Origin of the sequence: Paenibacillus sp. FSL R5-0923 (assembly GCF_038009145.1) — a bacterium.
Taxonomy (GTDB): domain Bacteria; phylum Bacillota; class Bacilli; order Paenibacillales; family Paenibacillaceae; genus Paenibacillus_AQ.
The window spans coordinates 3,774,626-3,794,900 of record NZ_JBBPAT010000001.1; the positions used below are offsets into that span (position 1 = coordinate 3,774,626).

Genomic DNA, 20,275 nt, shown 5'->3' on the forward strand with positions numbered 1-20,275 from the left:
AATTAGGAAGATGATTACAAACTTACAATATTAATTGAGAAGAGGAATGCCTTATGAAAATACGTAGTCAAATTACATTTGCAAGTCTGGCCCTTTTAATAACTGGAAGTTCCCTGCTATACACATCGTCAAGCTCAATTATAAAAGCAGAACCCACTCAAAATGTATCTAGTTCGTTACAAACAACAACCACTCAACGAGATCATAATTCCGTCAAGCAAGCAATGCGGGATACATTGCAACTTGGATTCCCGGGGATACTTGCTAAAACTTCTGAGGGTGGAAAAACTTGGGGTTATGCCGCTGGGGTAGCGAATCTGAGCACCAAGAAACCAATGGAAACAGATTTTCGATTTCGCATTGGCAGCGTGACGAAGACGTTCACCGCAACGGTTGTACTTCAATTAGCTGGAGAGAACCGCTTAAATCTAAACGACTCCATCGAAAAATGGCTGCCCGGTGTCATTCAAGGAAACGGATATAATGGTAAACAGATTACCATCCGGCAGATATTGAACCATACAAGTGGTATCGCTGAATACTCAAGGTCAAAAGACGCTGATTTTATGGATACAAAAAAATCGTATACGGCTGATGAAATAGTGAAGATGGGGATTTCTCTGCCCCCAGACTTTGTCCCAGGAAAGGGCTGGTCTTATTCAAACACGGGATACGTATTACTGGGTATTCTTATTGAAAAAGTAACCGGAAACAGCTACGCGGAAGAGATTGAGAATCGGATTATTGAACCGCTTGAATTATCGGATACATTCCTACCTGGCAATTCAAGCGTTATTCCAGGCACCAAGCATGCTCGGGGATATTCCCAACCAGACGAAGCAAGTGAGATAAAAGACGTTACTTATTATAATCCAAGTGCAGGTAGCTCGGCTGGAGATATGATTTCTACTGCTGATAACTTAAATAAATTCTTCTCTTCCTTGCTTGGTGGCAAATTACTCAAGAAACAGCAACTAAAACAAATGCTTACTACAGTTCCTACAGGAAGAGCAGGAATCGATGGATATGGTCTTGGAATCTTTGAAACTAAGCTTCCAGACGGTGTCTCGATATGGGGACACACAGGTGGTATTCTAGGGTTTTCTACGATTGCGGGAGGTACACTTGGAGGCAATCATACGTTGGTCGTCAGTTTGAACAGTTTGGGTAGAGATAACAGTCCTAATCCGTTTAAAAGTATTTTACTTGCTGAATTTAGCAAGTAGGAAAAAATGAAAAATGGAAAATGGAAAATGGAAAATACGGATAAATTCTGCGCAATACAAGGGGTTGGTCCCTTATTTGAAGATTATGATAATTTATTAACAGCTATATCAGTAATCAAAGGAGAGTTAAATTATGGATAAAATTATGAATGATTATCTAATGAAAATTGACAATCATTTGAAATCGATGACCGATTCCGAGCGTATTGACATTTTAAAAGAAATCAAAAGTGTAATACTTGAATTGCAAAATAATGGTGTATCTACTGAGCAAATCATCGAACGGTTAGGAAGCCCAAAAGAATTAGCGAAAGTATACTTAGGTAAAGCCATTTCAATGAACAGTAAATTTAGTTGGCGTAAATTTGGTGCAATATTTGCTCTTTGTAACAGTTTTGTAGGTGTCAGTGGTATCTTACTCTTGCCGTTCATCAGTACTCTTTCCATTGCTTTAATGATTGGTGGAGTTATTACGCCGATAGGCGGAATTCTTAAATTTGTCGGACAACATATGGGATTTGATATTGGGGGAATAACAATCGAAATGGGAGCATTTACACCAAGCCCAATGTATTCCTTGCCAATTTCTATTGTGATTGGAGTGTTAATGTTTTGGTTTGGGAAAGTCTTATGGAAGCTTACTATTAAATATATTCAGGCAATTAGTCAGAAAAAGAAATTAATATAATGAACCGGGCGCGTCGGTCATTCATAGACCGACCGTACCCCGATTTCTGGCTGGCCTATTTTTTTGTAGGCATATATCGTCAATCGCAATCGAAACAATCGAAAGGCACACCGTAGCCATCGGAGTTAGCTGCAGAGGTCTGACCTTTTTTTGCTTGACCTTAGGCTAGGTGATGAACTATTCGGAAGACTGTGCGGGGAAATAATTCATCATATTACACTGAGAGGGTACTTCTAGCCTATACTAATTTCATTGACGGAGGATTTTCTAATGCGTAAAAAAAGAGTTTCAAAAGTGCTCGCTGTAACGCTAAGCACGTCTCTAGCTGTGACTTACTTAATTGCTTTGGTCGGAGGGTATAGTGTCAGTGCGGAACAGCTCCCTCTTAAGGGACAAACAATCACAGCGATTCAGACTGCAGCTGTTCCTGCTGCTCCAAGCGGTCCGGTTGACCCCAAAGAAGTGGAGGCCTTCGCGGACAATTACTTTGGGAAAAGCCTGAAGAAGTTCAATGTTCCGGGGGCCATGTTCGTCGTCGTTCAGGACGGACAAGTGGTTTTATCCAAAGGATACGGGTATGCAAACAAAGAAAGCAAAACCCCAGTAGATTCCAATACCGTTTTTCGCATCGGTTCCATTTCTAAGACGCTTACAGCTGCGGCTGTGCTGCAGCTTGCAGACCAAGGGAAGATCAAGCTGGATCAGGACATCCAATCATATCTCGGAGGTATCACAATACCAAATTCGACAGGTAAACAGCTAACTTTGGAAAATATGCTGACCCACATGACTGGGTTCGATTTCCCATATGAAAAAGACGATGACGCCTCGCCCGATCTTCTCAATCAAGAGAATTCTCTTCGAGATTTCTTAATGGATCGAATGCCAACCATCGTCCGGACGCCGGGGGAAGCCTACCAGTATGACGATTATGCTTTTGCTTTGGCGGGATATGCCGTGGAACAAGTTACTGGGCTCCCTTTTCATGAATACATGGATAAAAACATCTTTCAACCACTCGGCATGAATTCTTCCCATGATCTTGTAACCCCAGAGCTTAAAGCCCGAATGGCTGCAGCTTACGATCCGGAAGGCACGCCATATCCGGAGTATGGCCTTTATCCTACGGACATGCCTCAGGGCGGAATGTTGTCCACCGGAAGCGATATGGCTAAATTCATGATCATGCTTCTACAAAAAGGAAAGGCCGGAGATCGGCAAATGTTAAGTGAACAAAGTGTTCAACGAATGAGCAAGTTTTCCGTTTTCGCTCATCCGGCCATACCTATAACAAGCTATGGATTTGAAAGCATTTTTAATGAACTGTCGAATGGTCAGTATGTCGTCAGCAAAGGTGGGAACATCCCCGGACATGCCTCTTTTACATGGCTACTGCCTGAGCGCAAAACGGGGATGTTCGTCATTTATAATAATGATTCCGAATTGCGCTCGGATTTGTATGCTGCTTTTATGGACCATTATTATCCGAAGAGCACTGAGATGCCTGAATCGGTATCACCTCTTACAGAACAGCAAGCCGCGCGTTATATCGGATTATACAAAGACCTGCATACCCCGTCATTTGTGACTAGAATTACGTACAATAACGGACAACTTGTAGCGGAAGACAGATACAAATTGAGGAATGGCAAGACTACTTTGAAAAAGATAGATCCCTTGTTGTTTATGGATGACCACGGGAAGAAAATAGCATTTCTTGAACAAAAGGATGGAGGTATTGCTTATATGTATAGACCCTCCAAGTCCCCGATAACCTATTCGCCCAAAATACAGGAAAAAGCGTTGTTTTCCGATGTCTCGAAAGAAAGCCCCTACCAACCGTCTATAGAAAAGCTCCATTCGCTTGATATCATTAATGGAAGAGATGGGCGCAGCTTTGACCCGAAGGCGTCCGTGACCCGTGCGGAATTCATCACAATGCTGCTGCATGCTTTCGGCTATCCGCCCTCCAAATCGAAATCCGGTTATACGGATATCGAACACCATTTTGCCTTCAAAGAGATACAGGCAGCGGTCGAGCAGCATTGGTTGGAGGAGGAGACCGGAGACCGATTTGAACCGGATCGCACGATAACTCGGGAAGAAATGGCCGTCATCTTAACGCGCATTCCTCTTCCATGGCCGCTTGGCGATGAGGTCCGATTGGCAGGTAAAACCGATGATTCGGCTATCAAGGCCGTAAGCAAGCTTGTTGCTGCCGGAGTTACGGATCCGGTCACAATAATCAATTCTGACGGTTCAGTCGATTTCCACTCCAAAGAACCTTTGCTTCGCCAAGAAGCCTCCTATTTCATTGACAAGATTCTATTTGTTCCTTAATCGCTTATCGGCCGTTACAGCCGCATTCGCGCCGTTACGGAATCTCCAACCATGACTAACTTGTTGTTTCTTTCCAGTTTTATTTTTCACTACCTTAGCGCTTAGCACATTCTATTCGTGAGGGATGGGACACTATTGTTCAATAAAATATCGACAGGCTATAATCTATGGTTTCCGTATTTTATTATTTGGTCGATCTAAACCTTTACTTTCCCTTTCCTTAAACAGCAACAAATTTTTTTAGAAAAAGCTTAAAAATGAATGTAAATATGGGGCAATAGAAGGGGATTGAAAGAATCTGCCTACGCTATTGCCCGTTTACAATGATTAGGATATAATCACCTCATTACGAAACACATTCATTTTCTCCGCTGTCTTATGTTCAGCTGGAGAAGGAGCTGTTGTCTTAATTGACAACTTATAGAATATGCCTTGAGGTTGAAAAAGTGTGGCCATTTTTTGGTTATGCCTTTTTTTCATTTCAAGGCTTTTTTTATGTCCAAAAACATGAAAAGGGGGAGATAAAGATGGACTATATGAAGAAATACTGGCCTATAGAGCTGGAATGCATAAGAAAAGGCGTAAATCATCTTGATGATTACGTCACTATGATTTGTCCACATTAATCAAGTGCTCGCTTACTCGAAACAGTATCGGGAGCAGATAACAATCACTCAATTTGAACCAGTTCAAGATATTAAGAACAGGGGAGTGTTGTGATCGCAATAGACAGGCAACTACGGCGGATCAAACTGCAAATAGAATATGACTATGATTGGATTAAGATCGATGATGTGGTTAAGGTAACTACATAAAAAACGCCCCGGAAACTTTCCCCGGGGCATAACTACTATTCCTCGAATAACTCATCCATTAAACTATCGATTTCCTCTTTTTGGGAAACCGTAGCCTCAATATCGAATTTAGTTTAGAGTATGAATTTGAATTGTTTTTTGACAGAAAAAAGCGAGAGAAGACCCAATGCATTTAGCACGAGTCTGTCTCTCACATATAGGGGACTTTTAATAGTGTTGTGAAGTAGAGTTATCTTCCGCCTCTAGGCATCATGGAGTTATCCACAAATACATCTTTAACAGAATAGGTGTAGCAATGGCGAGGTACGGGTACACAGTGGTGACGTCTTACGATTTCAATTGGATGAATCACATTTACTACTTGTGGGTGGAAGTGATCTTGATAAACCACCTTAGGTGGGTCAGTAACCGTTTGGGCTGGGCATTTTGGACATTCAGACATTTCCTTCAGCTCCTTTTGTGTGTGGACTTACCGTATTATACGCACAGAACAAAAGCCTGCTTGGTTGTTTGTCTATTGTATTTAAAAATGGGTATTTGCTTAACGCTTGTAAATTTCACGCATAACATGGCGAAGTTCCGGGATAATTAGCCGTTCCATAGCCAGTTTTACGGCTCCAGTAGAGCCGGGCATAGAAAAGATAGCGGTCTTTCCCATGGTGCCTGCAATGGCTCGACTAAGAATAGCTGCCGAACCGATGTCCTCTGTGAAGCTTAGCATCCGAAAAATCTCACCGAAGCCAGGTAATGTTTTATCTAGCAAAGAGGCAACAGCTTCATACGTCGTATCCCGTGGAGAAATCCCTGTTCCACCAGTCAGAAGTACAGCTTCTATTCCGGCGTGGTCAACACATTTATATAATAGCTCACGAATATCTTGATAATTATCTTTCGTAATGGTGCTGCCTATCACTTCATACCCGGCTTCTTCGAGCATAGATTTAATCAAAGCTCCTCCGGTATCTGTTTCAATAGTTCTGGTGTCCGAGACAGTAATGATATAGCAGGAAACGGTTTGAGGCGATTCTTTCCGATGTTCTTCAACAGATGACAAATGGCTCAACTCCTAGATTAGAGATGTTATCATGATAGGGTATGGCAGAAGCAAAGACAAGCTTACTTGTACTCACAGAATTCAGCAGGAATTTGGGGTGCCGCTTGCGTGCTTCGCGCGCATGTAGTACACTCGCTACACATAACTGTAATTTGCTGGGGAGCGATGAAACATGGAACAGGTCGTACCTGTGTATATATTGTCAGGATTTCTGGGGAGCGGCAAAACAACACTGCTGCAGCGCCTACTAGATCATTGGAAAAATCAGGGTTTACGCCCTGCAGTAGTGATGAATGAGCTGGGTGAAGTGAATTTAGATGGATTGTTAGTTGAGCAAACTGTCCCTATGGCAGAACTACTTGGTGGATGCATATGCTGTTCTATCCGAAGTGATCTTAGTACAGAACTCGCAACACTGATCAAGAAGGAGACTCCGGATGTCGTAGTGATCGAGGCAACAGGCGCTGCGAATCCGCTGGAAATTGTGGATGGCGTAACCGAGATTTCGTTGTATCAAAAAGTAGAACTAAAAAGCTTGATCACCGTCGTTGACGCCGCGCATCTTCTTGAACTGTATCGCGCACAGCAGGGGGCAACTTATCGTTTGATGCAGGAGCAGATTCGCTGCGCTTCTGTCTTGCTATTGAATAAAATTGACCGTGTAACCGCTGAAGAGGCGGAAGAGGTTAACGCTGTACTGCGGAAATGGAACGCTTATGCACCCATTCTGCCAACTGTGCGTTGTGAGGTGGAACCGGAGGAACTGCTGCGTGATGCAGGTGGAGTTCTTACGGATAAACAGCTGGAAGAGGTTGAGGACGCAAGCGAAAGCTTCATGCATGATGAAGATGAACACACTACTGGTGGCACACATACTAGCCACGATCATGTGATGACGTACACACATTATTTTAAACGTCCAGTAAACAGTGAAGAATTCGAACAGTTCGTTAAGGAATTGCCGCGTGATGTTTATAGAGCTAAAGGTATTGTGACCTTTAATGACACCTCCAGCCGGTTTCTTTTCCAATATGCCTATCGTGAAGCTGATTTTATGAAAATCACACCACAAGGCGAAGTGCCTGACGTTGCCGTATTTATCGGCGAACATTTCTCATCAAATGAACTGCGCACTAGGTTACTGGAGATGGAGGGACGTACCTTCGTTCGTCCTAGTACAGTTAAGAGAAGTCTATAATCAGATCTCCTTGTCAGAAGTTGTAATGGTTCATTCCTAATCTTGTAGGTTAATAGTATCGCATACCCTATAAAAATACAGGAGGTTTAAGGCTATGACCCGAATTCAATATCAGGAGTGCATTGACGCTTGTTTAGAAAGTATGAATGCCTGTAATTATAGCTATGTCTCAAGCCTAAAAGAATATGATCTTGCTTCTCTGCGTGAAAGCATGCGGCTAGATCGTGAATGTGCGGATATTTGTTCATATGCCGTACAAGCGATGACTCGCCAAAGTCCGTTTGTAGCCGGAATTCTCCGTCTGTGTGCCGAAATTTGTGAAGCCTGTGCAGATGAAAGCAGCAAGCATATACATACACATTGTCAGGAATGTATTGATGCCTGCCGTAGATGTGCTGAGGCGTGTCGTTTGATTAGCGATGCGGTTGAAGTATACGCGTAAGGTTGTATACCCAACCTAACTATATAATAAGCAAATGACCAGACCATTGCTGTGGATGTACAGCATGGTCTGTTTTTCTTTTTAGCACAAGGCTAGATTAAATTTCGTTTCTAGAAGAGGAAATATGTAGGGAACTGGAGAATTAACAGTAGATATGAAGCGAACATAAACTTCTCCGAATCACCTGGATGATATCAGTTTATTATAGCTCTGGCAGGCCGAATAGAAGTGGAGGGGAAAGATGAAGCATACACAAGTACCAGAGAGTGAACAATCCAAGGAGTTATTTGCGTATTTTGGACTAGCAGTTTATTATGGTCAAGCTCTAGAACAGCAGTTGACCAATTTGTTATTGCTCACCAAATTATCACAAGGGAAGACGCCCACTGAAGCAGATCTGACTGATTTGTATCAGCGAAAACTCAGCAATTCACTCGGTCAACTCATCAAAGAAATCCAGCATCACTTTCCTTTCTCAGAGCAAGAAACCGCTCAGCTAGAAGAAGTGTGGAAGCAGCGTAACCATATCGTTCATGATTATTTCAAGGAACGGATACAAGAAACGTTCACCCCCGCTGGAAGGGCGAAAATGATTGAGGAGTTAAAACGATTCAAAAATAAAGCAAGAAGGCTAGAAATCAAATTACAAGGCTATTGTACAGAAATGTTCACGAAACTGGGGTTAGAAGAGGAGACTTTGCACTAATAACCCTTCTAATCCGCACTCCTCTACAACCTCCGGTCTAAAATGAATCTTAGAAGCTCTAACGCAGCGTGACAGTGCAGATAGAGCTTCGCCTAATGCCGGAAGCATCTCTGGCGTTAGGTGTTCACCTGGTTCCCACCACCAATTCATAATGTTCAATGTTTGGCTCTTCTTATCCATCACCGGTTCAAATCTCGCAATAAAACGATCATTATATAATATAGGCAGTACATAATAACCATACTCCCGTTCCAAGGCTGGTTTATAGACTTCCCAGCGGTAATGAAATCCAAATAATTGTCGGATCAGCTCTCGATCCCATATCAAGTTATCGAGTGGAGCCAAGACAGCCGCAAACGAATAACTTGAATGACTCTCAGCATCTTCAGACTCCTGCTGTATTACAGCTTCTAAAGTTAGAGCGTCCATGCTACGGATGTAGAGTGGAAGCTTAATACCCTCCACTAGAACTTCTCTGAGACTGTCCGCCATTAACAGTCTTTGAATCGCTTCAGTACGTTCCTTGCTCTTTAGACCAGAAATTCCAAGCCATCCGTCGCCAGATTTATTCCATAACAGTCCGATGCTACCTATTCTACGCAGCACATACCAATCATTAAATTGTTCATCAGTGGGGTTAGGGTCTTCAGTGTTTAAAAGATTATGAGGAAGCAGGCGTTCAGTGAAATCGTAATACCGACGGGTATGAACACGATGATGAACGACGACTTCCCCCCAAAAGTACATACTTTCCAAAGCGGCCCGGGTTAATCTAGCCGGAGCCCAAGCCCAATCCACCTTATCCTTACCATCTAGATCCAGAGAGGAGAGGGGACCGCGCTTTAATAGCTCTTCACGAACCTGTTCTACTGTAGCCATTACTGGCTCATTGGCCCGATGGCGTGTGGCTGATGCCTCTCTTCTGCGTTTAAAATAAGGCCAGTCCTCTGTACAATAAATGGACATGTTCTTGTCCCAGCCATCTATTAGAAGTCGGTCTTGATACAGTAGCTCTTGGGCTTGCTCAGGTGTGAAACCGGGAACTCGTGCTTGGAGGACAAGCTCATGGTTATGGCCTGCGATGTTAAGTGGATCATATTGGATACAGCCTACGTGACGAACGTAATCATAAACACTAAGTTTACCGGCAGGAAGAGCGCCCCTAGTTAACTTTTGGTGAGCCAGGAGAAAAAGTCGAGCTTGCTTCTTAGTTATAGTGTATGTACGCATCAAAAGCCTCCTTCACCTATATGTATTATTTTTCATTTTACAGAACAAACGTTCTAATATCAAGTATAGAAAAACCCTGAATCACAGGATGTGACTCAGGGGATCGATTACATCTTCTCTAACGATGGTTGCAAGCTGCCTAACGAAGGTCGGGAGGGTGCACCATTGTTATTGTCTATGCTGTTAGAACCAGCACCTACTTGTAGCTGGTACATCCGGAAGTATCTACCGCCGAGTGCCATCAGCTCATCGTGGCTACCGCGCTCTACGATCTCTCCGTGATGCAGAACAAGAATCTGATCTGCGCTGCGAATTGTAGATAGACGGTGCGCGATGATGAATGTGGTACGTCCTTTTTTGAGGACTTCTAATGCATCTTGAATGACGCTTTCTGTCTCCGTGTCGATATTGGAGGTAGCTTCATCAAGAATCAGAATAGCTGGGTCGAAGGAGAGCGCTCTGGCAAACGAAATCAATTGCCGCTGACCTGCAGAAAGGGTGCTCCCTTTTTCAATAACCGGTTCATCAAAACCTTGAGGAAGGTGGGCCAGCAATTTATCTGCTCCGACTTCCCGTAAAGCCCGTTCAATCCGTTCGCGTGAGATTCGTTCATCCCCCAGGCTGACATTGGAAGCAATAGTACCAGTGAAGAGGTAAGGGTCTTGAAGAACAATCCCCATGTGATTGCGTAGCCATTGCTTCGGAATATCTGTAACCTTCTGGCCATCAATCGTGATTTCACCTTTCTGTGGATCATAGAACCGGAATAATAAGTTGATGATCGAGCTTTTTCCGGAACCGGTGTGACCTACTAGAGCAACGGTTTCGCCTGGGCGTGCTTCAAAGGAAATATCGCGAAGGACGAAGTCTTTTTTATAAGCAAAAGATACGTTCTTAAACTCCACTTTTCCTTTATAGCGCGGCATGGAACCATCGGTAACATTCTCCCCAGGCTCATCCATAAGAGTAAACACACGACCCGCAGACACCATAGAAGTGTCGAGGTTTGCAAGCTGATTCACCATACCTGTAATCGGTTGGAACAAACGTCCAAGCACATCGACGAAAGCGTATAGAACACCTAAAGATACAAATGTAGAACCCGTAATACTGCCATGTCCGAAATACCAAAGCACCATCACAAAAGAGAGACTGCGTAGAGAGTTCACCAGGTTGTGGGAGGTGAAGGCATTCAGATTCAGCATTTTATTCTGATATTTCAAGTAGTCATCGTTCAGATGCTCAAATTCTTCACCAAGCTGCTTCTGACGGCGGAATATACGAACAATGGACATTCCTTGAATCGATTCATTAATGATAGCGTTGATCTCACTCAGACGTGAGCGGATGATCGTATTGTATTTTGTAGCGATTTTGCGATAGAGCACGATCCAAAGAATAAGAATCGGGATGATGAACAAGCTGATCAGACCTAGCCGAACATCGAGCAAGAACAAGGCGATGTATACACCAGTAATATTAATAATACCAGTACTGAAATTAGAGAGAACGGCAATAAATAGATCCTTAATCGCCTCGGTATCATTAGTTACACGTGAAACTACCTTACCTGCTGGCAAGTTGTCAAAAAAGTAAACCGGAAGTCGCTGGATATGCGCATACACATCTGTTCGTAGTTTTCGGATTACCTGATTCGCCGAAGATTGCAGCCAATAGGTTTTACCGAATTCGGCAAAGATCGAGATGACCAGGAAGATAGCGTACAAACCGACCAGCTGATAAATACCAGGGAGCTCAGGTTTGTAAAAATCAAACAGTTCATCCGCTGAAAGTTTAACCGCAGGATAGATGACTTCATCCTGGCCGCGCGTGATATGCATTTCACCATTACTGAACTTTCTCTCACCATCGGACTGTGTTACGGCTTCATTGATAAAGTAGAAACTTCGTCCCGATTGAAGAATGCGAATTTCTTGACCCTTAGCTTCCCCGGGTTCAAAACGGTCTCCGCGTTTGTAATAAGCGTTGTTATACTGAACCGCCTCATCTGGTGATGCAGTACTAAAATAAGGCTTTTCGATGGCCAACATATGATTGTCAATCATGCTTTTGGCAATAAATGGACCTGCCAGTTCAGCCGCTACCCCGATGGAGAGGAGTAGAAGGGCTGCGATAAAGGTTTTTTTTGCGGTCAATGCGTATTCAAGCAGGCGTTTGCCTGTACTCTTTGTCAACGGTGACACCTCCTAAAAGTTTTGCATAGTCATAGCTAGTATGTCTTTTAATCATTCGATAAATTATTCTCTACTTGTTGCCGGTCATACTGCTCGCGGTACCAGCCATTCAGATCCAGCAGCTCTTGATGCGTACCACGTTCCACGATATGTCCGTTATCAAGTACGACGATCATGTCGGCATGTTGAACAGCAGAGAGGCGGTGCGTAGAGATCAATGTAGTCTTTCCCGCACGCTCTTGGCGAATATTCTCAATGATCTGAGCTTCAGTACGAGCGTCAACAGCGGATAAGGCATCGTCCAGAATCAGTACATCTGGATTTGCGATAAAGGCTCTGGATAAGGATACACGTTGTTTTTGTCCACCGGATAAGGATACTCCACGTTCACCAACCAACGTATCTAAACCATCGGATAATGTTCCTAAGTCATTTTGGAAGGCGGCAGCTGTGATAGCTTTCATGATCGTATCGTCATCCGCGTTGTCTAGACCAAATTGAATATTCTGACGTACTGATTTGGAGAAAAGGATCTGCTCTTGAGGAACATAACCCATCCAGCTGTGTAGTTGATCCAATGAAATCTGTTGAATCGGAACTCCAGAGATGAGAATTTCACCATTACCTGTCGGATATTCACGAAGCAGCTGTTTGAGGAGCGTTGATTTACCGCTTCCCGTACGACCGACTACACCTAGTGTTTGCCCTTGGTTTAAGGTCAGACTGACATTGCTTAGATTGTCAATCGTCGATGAGGGATAACGGAAGGTCACATCGTTAAGTTCAATTCGGGTAGGATTAGCAACTTGAACCGGATTGTCAGCACTTTGAACATCCGCTTTGGAGTTTAGCGTCTCATCAATACGTTCGAGAGAAGCGCCACCACGTTGCATGATGTTAATAAGCTCTCCAATAGCGAACATCGGCCAAACGATCATTCCGAGGTACATATTAAAGGAGACAAGATCCCCTAGGGTGATCTGATTACGGAACACAAGATAAATCCCATAGGTAAGACCGATAATGTAGCTGAGCCCTACGCAGAACCGAATCGTCGGTTCGAAGAAGGCATCGACACGGGCGACGGCCATGTTCTTGTTGTATACATCTTCTGTAATATCTGAGAATCGCTTCTCATCAAGTCTTTCTTGTACATAAGCACGGATAACTCGCACACCTGAGACAGACTCGAGAACCTGATCATTCATATCTCCGAACGCATCTTGTGCTAAGCTGTAACGATCATGGATCGCTTTACCATAAAAAATCATAGCTATTGCAATTAGTGGTAATGGTAAGACTGCTGCAAGTGTCAGCTTCCAGCTGACAAGAAAACCCATTGCGAATAGTACGACAGTGAGGTAAATTGTAGAATCCACCAGGGTGAGCATCCCGAATCCAACGGTAGCTGAGACAGCTCTGATATCATTGGTTGCCCGAGCCATCAGGTCGCCGGTTCTATTGCGTTCGAAAAACGACGGGGTCATGGTCATCAAATGATTCATAAATCTCGAGCGCAGCAGGCGCTCTACGAGGTTGGAGCCTCCGAATAATTTGTGCATCCATATGTAGGTAATCCAATAAATGACTAGCAGCAAAATGAGGATCATACCGATGTACTTGGCTAACGATGCTGTAGTAATAGAACCGCGTACTATGTCGTCAATGGCATTGCCTAGCAGACGTGGGGGGAATAATTCAAGAACACCTACACCAATAAGTAAGATAAGGCCAATCAGGTAACGCCTTTTTTCTCGGCGAAAGAACCAGCCGAGATTACGGAGAACGGAGAACAAGTAAATCCCTTCCTTTCGAGTTAAAGTACTAGCTGTGATGTTGGAAAAAAGCGCAAGTGGTTATCTCGACAGCCAAGAAAAAACGACGTTGTCGTCCTTCAAAGATGACAACCGACAAAAAAAGGCATATCATCCGAAAACGGACGATATGCCTGTAATTTACAGCTATCATGCGCACGGTGCTATACAGCACCAGGCATGTGAGAGACCTTCAAGAACTAAAGTTATACGATCAATTACACTCGCAGGGAACTTCAGGATGGTTTCACCACTTGGGCTGCTTCGGTATTCGGTTGATTGGAAATTCCAACAATAGTTATTTGATATGGCTGTAACTTCGTAAACACCGCGCTCACCCCTTTCATTGATTTAATAATAACTTTTGGTAATAACTAGTAGACCGTTAGTTATGTTCAGAGTTTATCACTCGGTTCGCAAAGTTGTCAAACTAATTTTTGAGGAGCTTGGGAAAACATTAATTGTATAAAGGTATTTGAATATCGATTCATTTTCAGTATGATTAGACTATACAAAGGAGCTGAGAGAGATGAACATGGAAATTAGTCAAGCAGCGGCAGCTTGGTTTAAAAGAGAACTGGATCTTAAGAATGGAGACTATATTCGTTTATTTCCCCGCTATAGCTCGGGAGGTGGACTTCACCCTGGTTTCTCACTGGGTATCGGGACGGAGGCACCAGGACGTTCGGCAATACAAGTTGAACAAGACGGTATTGTGTTCTACATGGAAGAGCAGGACTTATGGTATATGGAAGGTTACGGCTTAACTATTGTGTATTCTGAGGCAGACGATGACATTGAATATAAGTATGAAGCCAAATCGGTGCCTGGCGGAGTACAGGTTTAAATGTCTTAATTTTGTTTTTTTTACTAATGTGAAAAGCCCTTGCCAAAAGGCAGGGCTTTTTCTAGTGTTGATATAATCAGTGCGAATTGCGAAACGTTTCTTCATCCATAGCAAAATCGAAATCGTCAATGTCGTATACTTGAACAGGGACTCCACCTTCAATAATGCGTTGAATCAGCTCGAATTGATCTGTAAGAATAGGCACCTTCTCACGTTGTGAGGACAATAGAAGCTCCGTTTCGATAGGATCGAACGTTTCGCCGTAGACAGCGGTATCCATGCTGTTAATGATGGTAATCTTTGATTGTCCGCCTAGTAGAATACCAGAGCTTTTTGCCCAAGGAACGGCCAGACAGCGGTTGATTTTTTTAGCATTAAGTGGCTCTTCAAAATAGGCAATGAGCTCACCAATCTTGAGTTTGACATGCTTGTCATCATCTGGACGGTTCATTAACGGATCATCACTGTCCCGCAGTTCGTATAATTCCATCACGGTCGTATAAGGCACTATATATTCTACAGGGCTGCTCGATATGAGAAGCTGGCCGTAAATCGCCATCATGACGGCTTCCGTCACAAATTGTCTAGACATCTTTATCCTCCTGAAGTTCGGGTACTGCTATCGTACTTATGGACTTAAAAATATAAAAACACTGTAGAGCGCAAAAGTCAACTGTACTTAGCAACTCAGTAAAGAGAAAGGACAGAATATCCCTGTGAAGCAATGGAAATCATATTTTACTTTTGTACGGCCTTACATGAAATGGATTGTGTTTACGCTCTTTATAGGTATGATCAAGTTCAGCATCCCGTTGACACTGCCTATGATTCTGAAATACGTAGTCGATGATTTGCTGATGAACCCTGCCATGAGTGCCCAGGAGCGGGTATCGCAATTGATGCTCATCCTCGGAGGCGCTTTTGTTTTATTCGTAATTGTAAGGGGACCGGTGGAGTATTACCGGCAGTATTTTGCACAGCTGATCACAAGTAAGATATTGTTCGATATGCGGAATAAGCTATACAGTCACTTACAGCGGTTGTCGCTGCGGTATTATCAGAATACAAAAGTGGGCGAAGCGATTTCAAGATTTATAAATGATGTGGAACAGACCAAAAATTTAGTAGAAGTCGGAATGATGAATGTATGGCTGGATTTATTTACGCTAGTGTTTGCGCTTGGTTTTATGTTTTATTTGAATCCAGTTCTGGCGCTAGTATCTATCGCTGTACTTCCGTTTTACGCCTTTGCGGTAAGTAAACTATATAAACGACTTAAGGTGTTAACGAAAGACCGTTCACAGGCTCTGGCTGGCATTCAAGGCTATCTTCATGAACGGATTCAAGGCATTTCGATCATCCGCAGCTTCACCATGGAAAAAGTGGATCAGAAGCAGTTCGAAGATATCAACGGTAACTTTCTCAAAAAAGCGATGGCTCAAACTCGTTGGAATGCGATTACCTTCGCGATTATTAACACACTAACGGATATTGCACCACTGCTAGTCATCGGATACGGTGGTTATCAAGTGATTCATGGCAATTTGACTGTGGGAACCTTTGTTGCTTTCTTCGGCTATCTGGACCGGATGTATGCGCCTCTGCGTCGATTGATAAATTCCTCGACAGTGCTCACGCAAGCCTCGGCTTCCCTTGAACGGGTGCTAGAGCTGCTAGAAGAGCCTTATGATATCGTGGATAAACCGGGAGCAAGACCTCTGACGAATGCACGTGGTGAAATTGATTTTCATAATGTTTGGTTCAAATACAACGAAGAGAATGATTGGGTACTGAAGGATATTAATTTAAGTATCAAACCTGGTCAGACGGTCGCTTTTGTTGGAATGAGTGGTGGCGGGAAGTCCTCTCTCATAAGCTTGATCCCGCGATTCTATGACATAAGCAAAGGTAGCCTCCAGATGGATGGTCAGGATATACAGGGTTTGACGCAGGAGAGTTTGCGAAGAGCCGTTGGGATGGTGCTTCAAGATAATTTCTTATTTAGTGGGTCTGTACGAGATAATATCTTGTTCGGCAATCCTAATGCTACAGAGGAGCAAGTCCTTTCGGCGGCGAGAGCTGCCAATGCGCATGATTTTATTGAGCAGCTGCCGCTAGGCTATGATACAGAAGTGGGAGAACGTGGAGTGAAGCTGTCCGGTGGGCAAAAGCAACGGGTAGCCATAGCAAGGGTGTTTCTTAAAGACCCAAAGGTTCTTATATTAGACGAAGCTACGTCAGCACTGGATCTGGAATCAGAGCATTTAATTCAACAAGCGCTGCAATCCCTCTCGTCGGAACGAACTACACTAATTGTTGCGCATAGACTGTCTACCATTACACATGCTGATCAGATCGTGGTGCTTGAGAACGGTGAAATCACAGAACGTGGTACACATGAGGAACTAATGGGACTAGACGGAAGTTATGCGAGATTGTTTAACGTACAGCATTTGGATACATGATAAGATCTAACATTATAATAAATTACTTAGGTGGTCTTCTCGGGAGAGAGGGCCATTTTTTTAAATCCATTTGAGTCTTTTTGAATATCACGTGCGTCTAAAAAATATAAGCAACATGAAAGGTAGTGAGAACTTGAATACAACAGAGCTGGAGGAAAAGGCGATAGCGGGTGATGAAGACAGCTTTACTGCATTGATAGACGGGATGCAAGAGCGTCTTTACCGTATGGCGTACTCCTATGTGAGGAATAAGGATGATGCGCTGGAGATTGTACAGGAGACCGTTTATAAAGCGTTCATCTCAATTCATAAACTGCAGCAACCTCAATATTTTAAAACTTGGCTCACAAAAATAGCCGTCAATTGTGCCTTGGACTTTATCCGAAAATCTAAAAAAATCGTGTATATGGAGAAAGATCCCGAAGGCAGCTACGCTTCAGAACCCATAGAGGATGTCATTGATCTTCAGGAGGCGCTAAGAGTTCTTGATAAAAGATCAAGAATGATCATTGTGATGAGGTATTTTGAAGACTTGCCCATAAAGGAAATTGCCGGGGTATTGGACATGCCAGAGAGTACAGTGAAAACCGTCATCTATCGGGGATTAGGGAAATTAAAAATTAATATGAAGGGGAGTGAGTACTTTGGATAATCAACTTGAACGTTTACAGAAAGCATACAACGATATTGAAATCCCCGAAGAACTATCACAAGCTTCTCGAAAAGGTATTGAAAGAGGAAAACGCTATAAACAACAGAAAAGAGGAATAAAAATGAGCGGATTAAAATGGACAGGATCAGTTGCAGCAGCAGTTATCATTTCTTTTACAGTGGGTGTAAATACGGTACCCGCCTTCGCAGATAGTATGAATCAAGTGCCCGTTCTCGGTAAGCTGGTAAGTGTATTGAAATTTACGGATGGAAGTGCAGGCGGCGGCACGATTCAGGATGGAGTAGATGTCAATTTCATTTCGTTGAAACATCAGAAGAACAGTGATCAAATGATTTTAAACTTTGCAAATTCGGACAATACACAAGACCTTGCAAGCTCTTATAACGTAAAATTCACTGACAATCCTTATACAATGACCGTAACCGTGAGTGGGGCAAGGAACTTCTCAGCTGTTAAAGATCTTGAGACATTAAAAGAAAGCAAGTATGTTCAAGATGCTTATCCTTTAATTACATTGGATGACTCGATGATACGTTTCAATGTAACCTTCAAAGAGCCAGTTGCTTATGAGGTGAAGGAATATAAGGATCCGGCACAGGTGGCGATTACATTGAAGGATAAGAAGGGTGACGTGGAAGAAGGAACTTCTATCTATTCACTTAGAACAATCTCAGAGCCTTCCGGCGAGAGTCAAGGCATGGCTGAAGAGATGTTATTCGGGTTAGAGAACGTGCGCGTATTAAAGGATCAGAAGGGATTATTCCTAGTGGAAGCTGGGTATTTCAATACAGAAGCAGAAGCTTTGGCCCAACTGAAAAAAATTCAAACAGAGCATGGGGTTGGTGATCTATTGTTTGTAGAAAAACGATCGTCTCAGGAAATTCCACAGTCCATTTCTCAGGCTGAATAAAAATAAAATAGAGCAGCGATTCTCTCGATAGTGGAGAATTGCTGCTCTATTTTTGTGTTGAATGGTTGCTCCACCTTTTACATTTTGCCAATCAAGAGCGATAATATACCGGCTGCGATAAGCGGTCCTACAGGGACACCCTTGAACAATGCAACGCCAATCACTGTTCCGATCAGGAGACCCGCAACAACTGTGGGCTGGTTGGTCATAAGGATGGCTCCGCGCCCACCAAGATAAGCGACGAGAATGCCGATCGCAATCGCAAGAAGAGACTTCCAGTGGAGGAAGGACTGACCGACCATCTGTAGCGATATTTTTCCGCTGGCCAAGGGCGTCATGACTCCGATCGTAAGAATGATAATCCCAATGGTTAAACCATATTTCTCAAGCCAAGGGAAGGTCTGCTGCAGGCCAAGAACTCTTAGCAGTAGTAGGACGACCATTGCTATTGTTACAGGGGAATTACTGCTTATAATACCGAGCGCAGCAAGACCAAGCAAAAGCAAAGAGGTCATGTCCATCTTAAACGTTCAACTCCTTATTGTGAGAACTGCGCTTCGCAAGAATGTGATCTGCGATAAGTTTACCATGCCCACGTCCTGTCTCAATAAATACTTCATTCGCATTGCGGCCTGAAGCGATTACTCCAGCAACATAAAGACCTGGAACATTACTTTCCATAGTTAAAGGATTAAAAGCTGGCTTATCCATATCGTCATCCATAACTACGCCGGCAGAAGTGAGAAGCACCCGGCTAGGCCGGAAGCCAGTCAAAGCAAGGACGAAATCATTATCTATGGATTTTTTGTCTCCATTATGACTCGTAACTATAACCGAACTAGCCGTAATTTCAGTTACACGTGATTCCAGATGTAGAGTGATTTTACCCTTTTGTACCATCCCTTCAAAGATTGGCCGAACCCAAGGCTTAATATTCGAGGAAATGCTCTCACCACGATAGACCATATCTACTGTAGCTCCAACGCGCATAAGCTCCAGTGCTGCATCTACCGCTGAATTACTGCCACCAATGACAGTAACTTTCATCCCTGTATATGGATGGGCTTCACCGAAATAGTGGGTAACTTTAGGAAGTTCTTCCCCTGGAATGCCGATCATATTCGGTTGATCAAAATAACCTGTAGCGATAACGACATTTGCAGTGATACGTGTGTGATGCTCACCACGCATATTGGACGTATGTACAGCATAGGTTCCATCTTCCAGAGGCTCAATGGATAACGCTTCTTCGTAAGCGGCGATATCTAGACCATACTGCTTCGCAGCCCGGCGGTAATAGACAAGAGCTTCATGGCGGTATGGTTTATCATTGGTCGAGGTGAAAGGAACGTCTCCGATTTCTAATAACTCAGCGGTACTGAAGAATTGCATATTTGTTGGATACAAATAAATGGAGTGTACGATAAAGCTTTTTTCGATAATGAGACTGGACAGTCCTTGGCGCTGGCATTCGATAGCTGCCGAGAGGCCGCAAGGACCTGCACCGATAATAATTACATCTTTCATACAGTGGGTTACCTCCTGATTGTTACTATCTTTTCTTTAAATCCTACCCTAAATTCATGAATTTTTCCATAAGAGCAGATTGAGTATAATAACCATTGCAAGAACAGTGTTGATTATTATATAATTAGATATATATCTAATGTTT

18 protein-coding genes are annotated in these 20,275 nt (G+C 43.3%); 10 read left to right on the forward strand and 8 right to left on the reverse strand.

Annotated features, from left to right (window positions below):
- Positions 1-53 precede the first annotated feature (53 nt).
- The 3 genes from MKX35_RS16835 (at position 54) to MKX35_RS16845 (ending at position 4,254) form a co-directional block, all read left to right on the forward strand.
- Positions 54-1,226: a serine hydrolase domain-containing protein gene (locus MKX35_RS16835; protein WP_076298834.1), complete on the forward strand. Its 1,173-nt coding sequence runs from the start codon at positions 54-56 to the stop codon at positions 1,224-1,226.
- Between the two features lie 133 nt (positions 1,227-1,359).
- Complete coding sequence (locus MKX35_RS16840; RefSeq protein WP_076298835.1) at positions 1,360-1,914, forward strand: DUF1700 domain-containing protein; 555 nt, start codon at positions 1,360-1,362, stop codon at positions 1,912-1,914.
- 270 nt (positions 1,915-2,184) lie between these two features.
- On the forward strand, positions 2,185-4,254 hold the full coding sequence (locus MKX35_RS16845) for a serine hydrolase (RefSeq protein ID WP_076298836.1): 2,070 nt from the start codon (positions 2,185-2,187) through the stop codon (positions 4,252-4,254).
- Between the two features lie 1,044 nt (positions 4,255-5,298).
- On the opposite strand, the gene MKX35_RS16850 is transcribed toward MKX35_RS16845, so the two are convergent.
- Complete coding sequence (locus tag MKX35_RS16850; protein WP_076283489.1) at positions 5,299-5,511, reverse strand: hypothetical protein; 213 nt, start codon at positions 5,509-5,511, stop codon at positions 5,299-5,301.
- A 99-nt stretch (positions 5,512-5,610) separates the two neighbouring features.
- Positions 5,611-6,123, reverse strand: a complete 513-nt coding sequence (locus MKX35_RS16855; protein WP_179086664.1) for a MogA/MoaB family molybdenum cofactor biosynthesis protein — start codon at positions 6,121-6,123, stop codon at positions 5,611-5,613.
- A 172-nt stretch (positions 6,124-6,295) separates the two neighbouring features.
- Between MKX35_RS16855 and MKX35_RS16860 the strand changes: the two genes are divergently transcribed.
- The 3 genes from MKX35_RS16860 (at position 6,296) to MKX35_RS16870 (ending at position 8,469) form a co-directional block, all read left to right on the forward strand.
- Positions 6,296-7,321, forward strand: a complete 1,026-nt coding sequence (locus tag MKX35_RS16860) for a CobW family GTP-binding protein (protein WP_076298838.1) — start codon at positions 6,296-6,298, stop codon at positions 7,319-7,321.
- 94 nt (positions 7,322-7,415) lie between these two features.
- Entirely contained in the window at positions 7,416-7,763 is a 348-nt protein-coding gene (locus tag MKX35_RS16865) for a four-helix bundle copper-binding protein (RefSeq protein ID WP_042128424.1), read from the forward strand.
- Positions 7,764-8,004: 241 nt separating this feature from the next.
- A complete protein-coding gene (locus MKX35_RS16870) occupies positions 8,005-8,469 on the forward strand; it encodes a hypothetical protein (protein ID WP_042188942.1) in 465 nt (154 codons plus the stop codon).
- Here the strand turns inward: MKX35_RS16870 and MKX35_RS16875 are convergent.
- The 3 genes from MKX35_RS16875 to MKX35_RS16885 all read right to left on the reverse strand — a co-directional run bounded on the left by MKX35_RS16875 (position 8,446) and on the right by MKX35_RS16885 (position 13,690).
- Entirely contained in the window at positions 8,446-9,699 is a 1,254-nt protein-coding gene (locus MKX35_RS16875; RefSeq protein ID WP_076298839.1) for a winged helix-turn-helix domain-containing protein, read from the reverse strand. The two genes, MKX35_RS16870 and MKX35_RS16875, sit on opposite strands and share 24 nt — an antisense overlap.
- Before the next feature lie 107 nt (positions 9,700-9,806).
- Positions 9,807-11,894 (reverse strand): ABC transporter ATP-binding protein, encoded by a 2,088-nt coding sequence (locus tag MKX35_RS16880; RefSeq protein ID WP_076298840.1) that lies wholly within the window; start codon positions 11,892-11,894, stop codon positions 9,807-9,809.
- A gap of 47 nt (positions 11,895-11,941) precedes the next feature.
- Positions 11,942-13,690, reverse strand: a complete 1,749-nt coding sequence (locus MKX35_RS16885) for an ABC transporter ATP-binding protein (protein ID WP_076298841.1) — start codon at positions 13,688-13,690, stop codon at positions 11,942-11,944.
- A 547-nt stretch (positions 13,691-14,237) separates the two neighbouring features.
- Here MKX35_RS16885 and MKX35_RS16890 point away from each other — a divergent pair.
- Positions 14,238-14,555 (forward strand): HesB/YadR/YfhF family protein, encoded by a 318-nt coding sequence (locus MKX35_RS16890; protein WP_076298842.1) that lies wholly within the window; start codon positions 14,238-14,240, stop codon positions 14,553-14,555.
- 76 nt (positions 14,556-14,631) lie between these two features.
- Here MKX35_RS16890 and MKX35_RS16895 read toward each other — a convergent pair whose 3' ends face one another.
- Positions 14,632-15,147, reverse strand: coding sequence for an ADP-heptose synthase (locus MKX35_RS16895; protein ID WP_076298843.1), 516 nt, complete (start codon positions 15,145-15,147; stop codon positions 14,632-14,634).
- Positions 15,148-15,271: 124 nt separating this feature from the next.
- Here MKX35_RS16895 and MKX35_RS16900 point away from each other — a divergent pair, with 124 nt between their 5' ends.
- The 3 genes from MKX35_RS16900 (at position 15,272) to MKX35_RS16910 (ending at position 18,603) form a co-directional block, all read left to right on the forward strand.
- Positions 15,272-17,020: an ABC transporter ATP-binding protein gene (locus MKX35_RS16900; RefSeq protein ID WP_076298844.1), complete on the forward strand. Its 1,749-nt coding sequence runs from the start codon at positions 15,272-15,274 to the stop codon at positions 17,018-17,020.
- Positions 17,021-17,153: 133 nt separating this feature from the next.
- The gene (locus MKX35_RS16905) at positions 17,154-17,672 is read left to right on the forward strand and encodes a sigma-70 family RNA polymerase sigma factor (protein ID WP_042194048.1); all 519 of its coding nucleotides are present in this window, start codon (positions 17,154-17,156) and stop codon (positions 17,670-17,672) included.
- Entirely contained in the window at positions 17,665-18,603 is a 939-nt protein-coding gene (locus MKX35_RS16910; protein ID WP_076298845.1) for a hypothetical protein, read from the forward strand. The genes MKX35_RS16905 and MKX35_RS16910 overlap by 8 nt, the downstream gene beginning before the upstream one ends.
- A gap of 77 nt (positions 18,604-18,680) precedes the next feature.
- Here the strand turns inward: MKX35_RS16910 and MKX35_RS16915 are convergent, their stop codons facing one another.
- Together MKX35_RS16915 and MKX35_RS16920 are read right to left on the reverse strand one after the other, a co-directional pair.
- Positions 18,681-19,124 carry a DUF441 domain-containing protein gene (locus MKX35_RS16915; protein WP_042188929.1) on the reverse strand — a complete coding sequence of 148 codons (444 nt, stop codon included), beginning with the start codon at positions 19,122-19,124 and terminating at the stop codon, positions 18,681-18,683.
- A 1-nt stretch (position 19,125) separates the two neighbouring features.
- Positions 19,126-20,130 (reverse strand): YpdA family putative bacillithiol disulfide reductase, encoded by a 1,005-nt coding sequence (locus MKX35_RS16920; RefSeq protein ID WP_076298846.1) that lies wholly within the window; start codon positions 20,128-20,130, stop codon positions 19,126-19,128.
- Positions 20,131-20,275: the final 145 nt, after the last annotated feature.

Excerpts from the sequence above, each read along its gene's own strand:
- MKX35_RS16860 (WP_076298838.1), top strand. The coding sequence starts at position 6,296 with ATGGAACAGGTCGTACCTGTGTATATATTGTCAGGATTTCTGGGGAGC.
- MKX35_RS16890 (WP_076298842.1), top strand. The coding sequence starts at position 14,238 with ATGAACATGGAAATTAGTCAAGCAGCGGCAGCTTGGTTTAAAAGAGAA.
- MKX35_RS16875 (WP_076298839.1), bottom strand. The coding sequence starts at position 9,699 with ATGCGTACATACACTATAACTAAGAAGCAAGCTCGACTTTTTCTCCTG.
- MKX35_RS16895 (WP_076298843.1), bottom strand. The coding sequence starts at position 15,147 with ATGTCTAGACAATTTGTGACGGAAGCCGTCATGATGGCGATTTACGGC.
- MKX35_RS16850 (WP_076283489.1), bottom strand. The coding sequence starts at position 5,511 with ATGTCTGAATGTCCAAAATGCCCAGCCCAAACGGTTACTGACCCACCT.
- MKX35_RS16870 (WP_042188942.1), top strand. The coding sequence starts at position 8,005 with ATGAAGCATACACAAGTACCAGAGAGTGAACAATCCAAGGAGTTATTT.
- MKX35_RS16920 (WP_076298846.1), bottom strand. The coding sequence starts at position 20,130 with ATGAAAGATGTAATTATTATCGGTGCAGGTCCTTGCGGCCTCTCGGCA.
- MKX35_RS16845 (WP_076298836.1), top strand. The coding sequence starts at position 2,185 with ATGCGTAAAAAAAGAGTTTCAAAAGTGCTCGCTGTAACGCTAAGCACG.
- MKX35_RS16915 (WP_042188929.1), bottom strand. The coding sequence starts at position 19,124 with ATGGACATGACCTCTTTGCTTTTGCTTGGTCTTGCTGCGCTCGGTATT.
- MKX35_RS16840 (WP_076298835.1), top strand. The coding sequence starts at position 1,360 with ATGGATAAAATTATGAATGATTATCTAATGAAAATTGACAATCATTTG.
- MKX35_RS16835 (WP_076298834.1), top strand. The coding sequence starts at position 54 with ATGAAAATACGTAGTCAAATTACATTTGCAAGTCTGGCCCTTTTAATA.
- MKX35_RS16865 (WP_042128424.1), top strand. The coding sequence starts at position 7,416 with ATGACCCGAATTCAATATCAGGAGTGCATTGACGCTTGTTTAGAAAGT.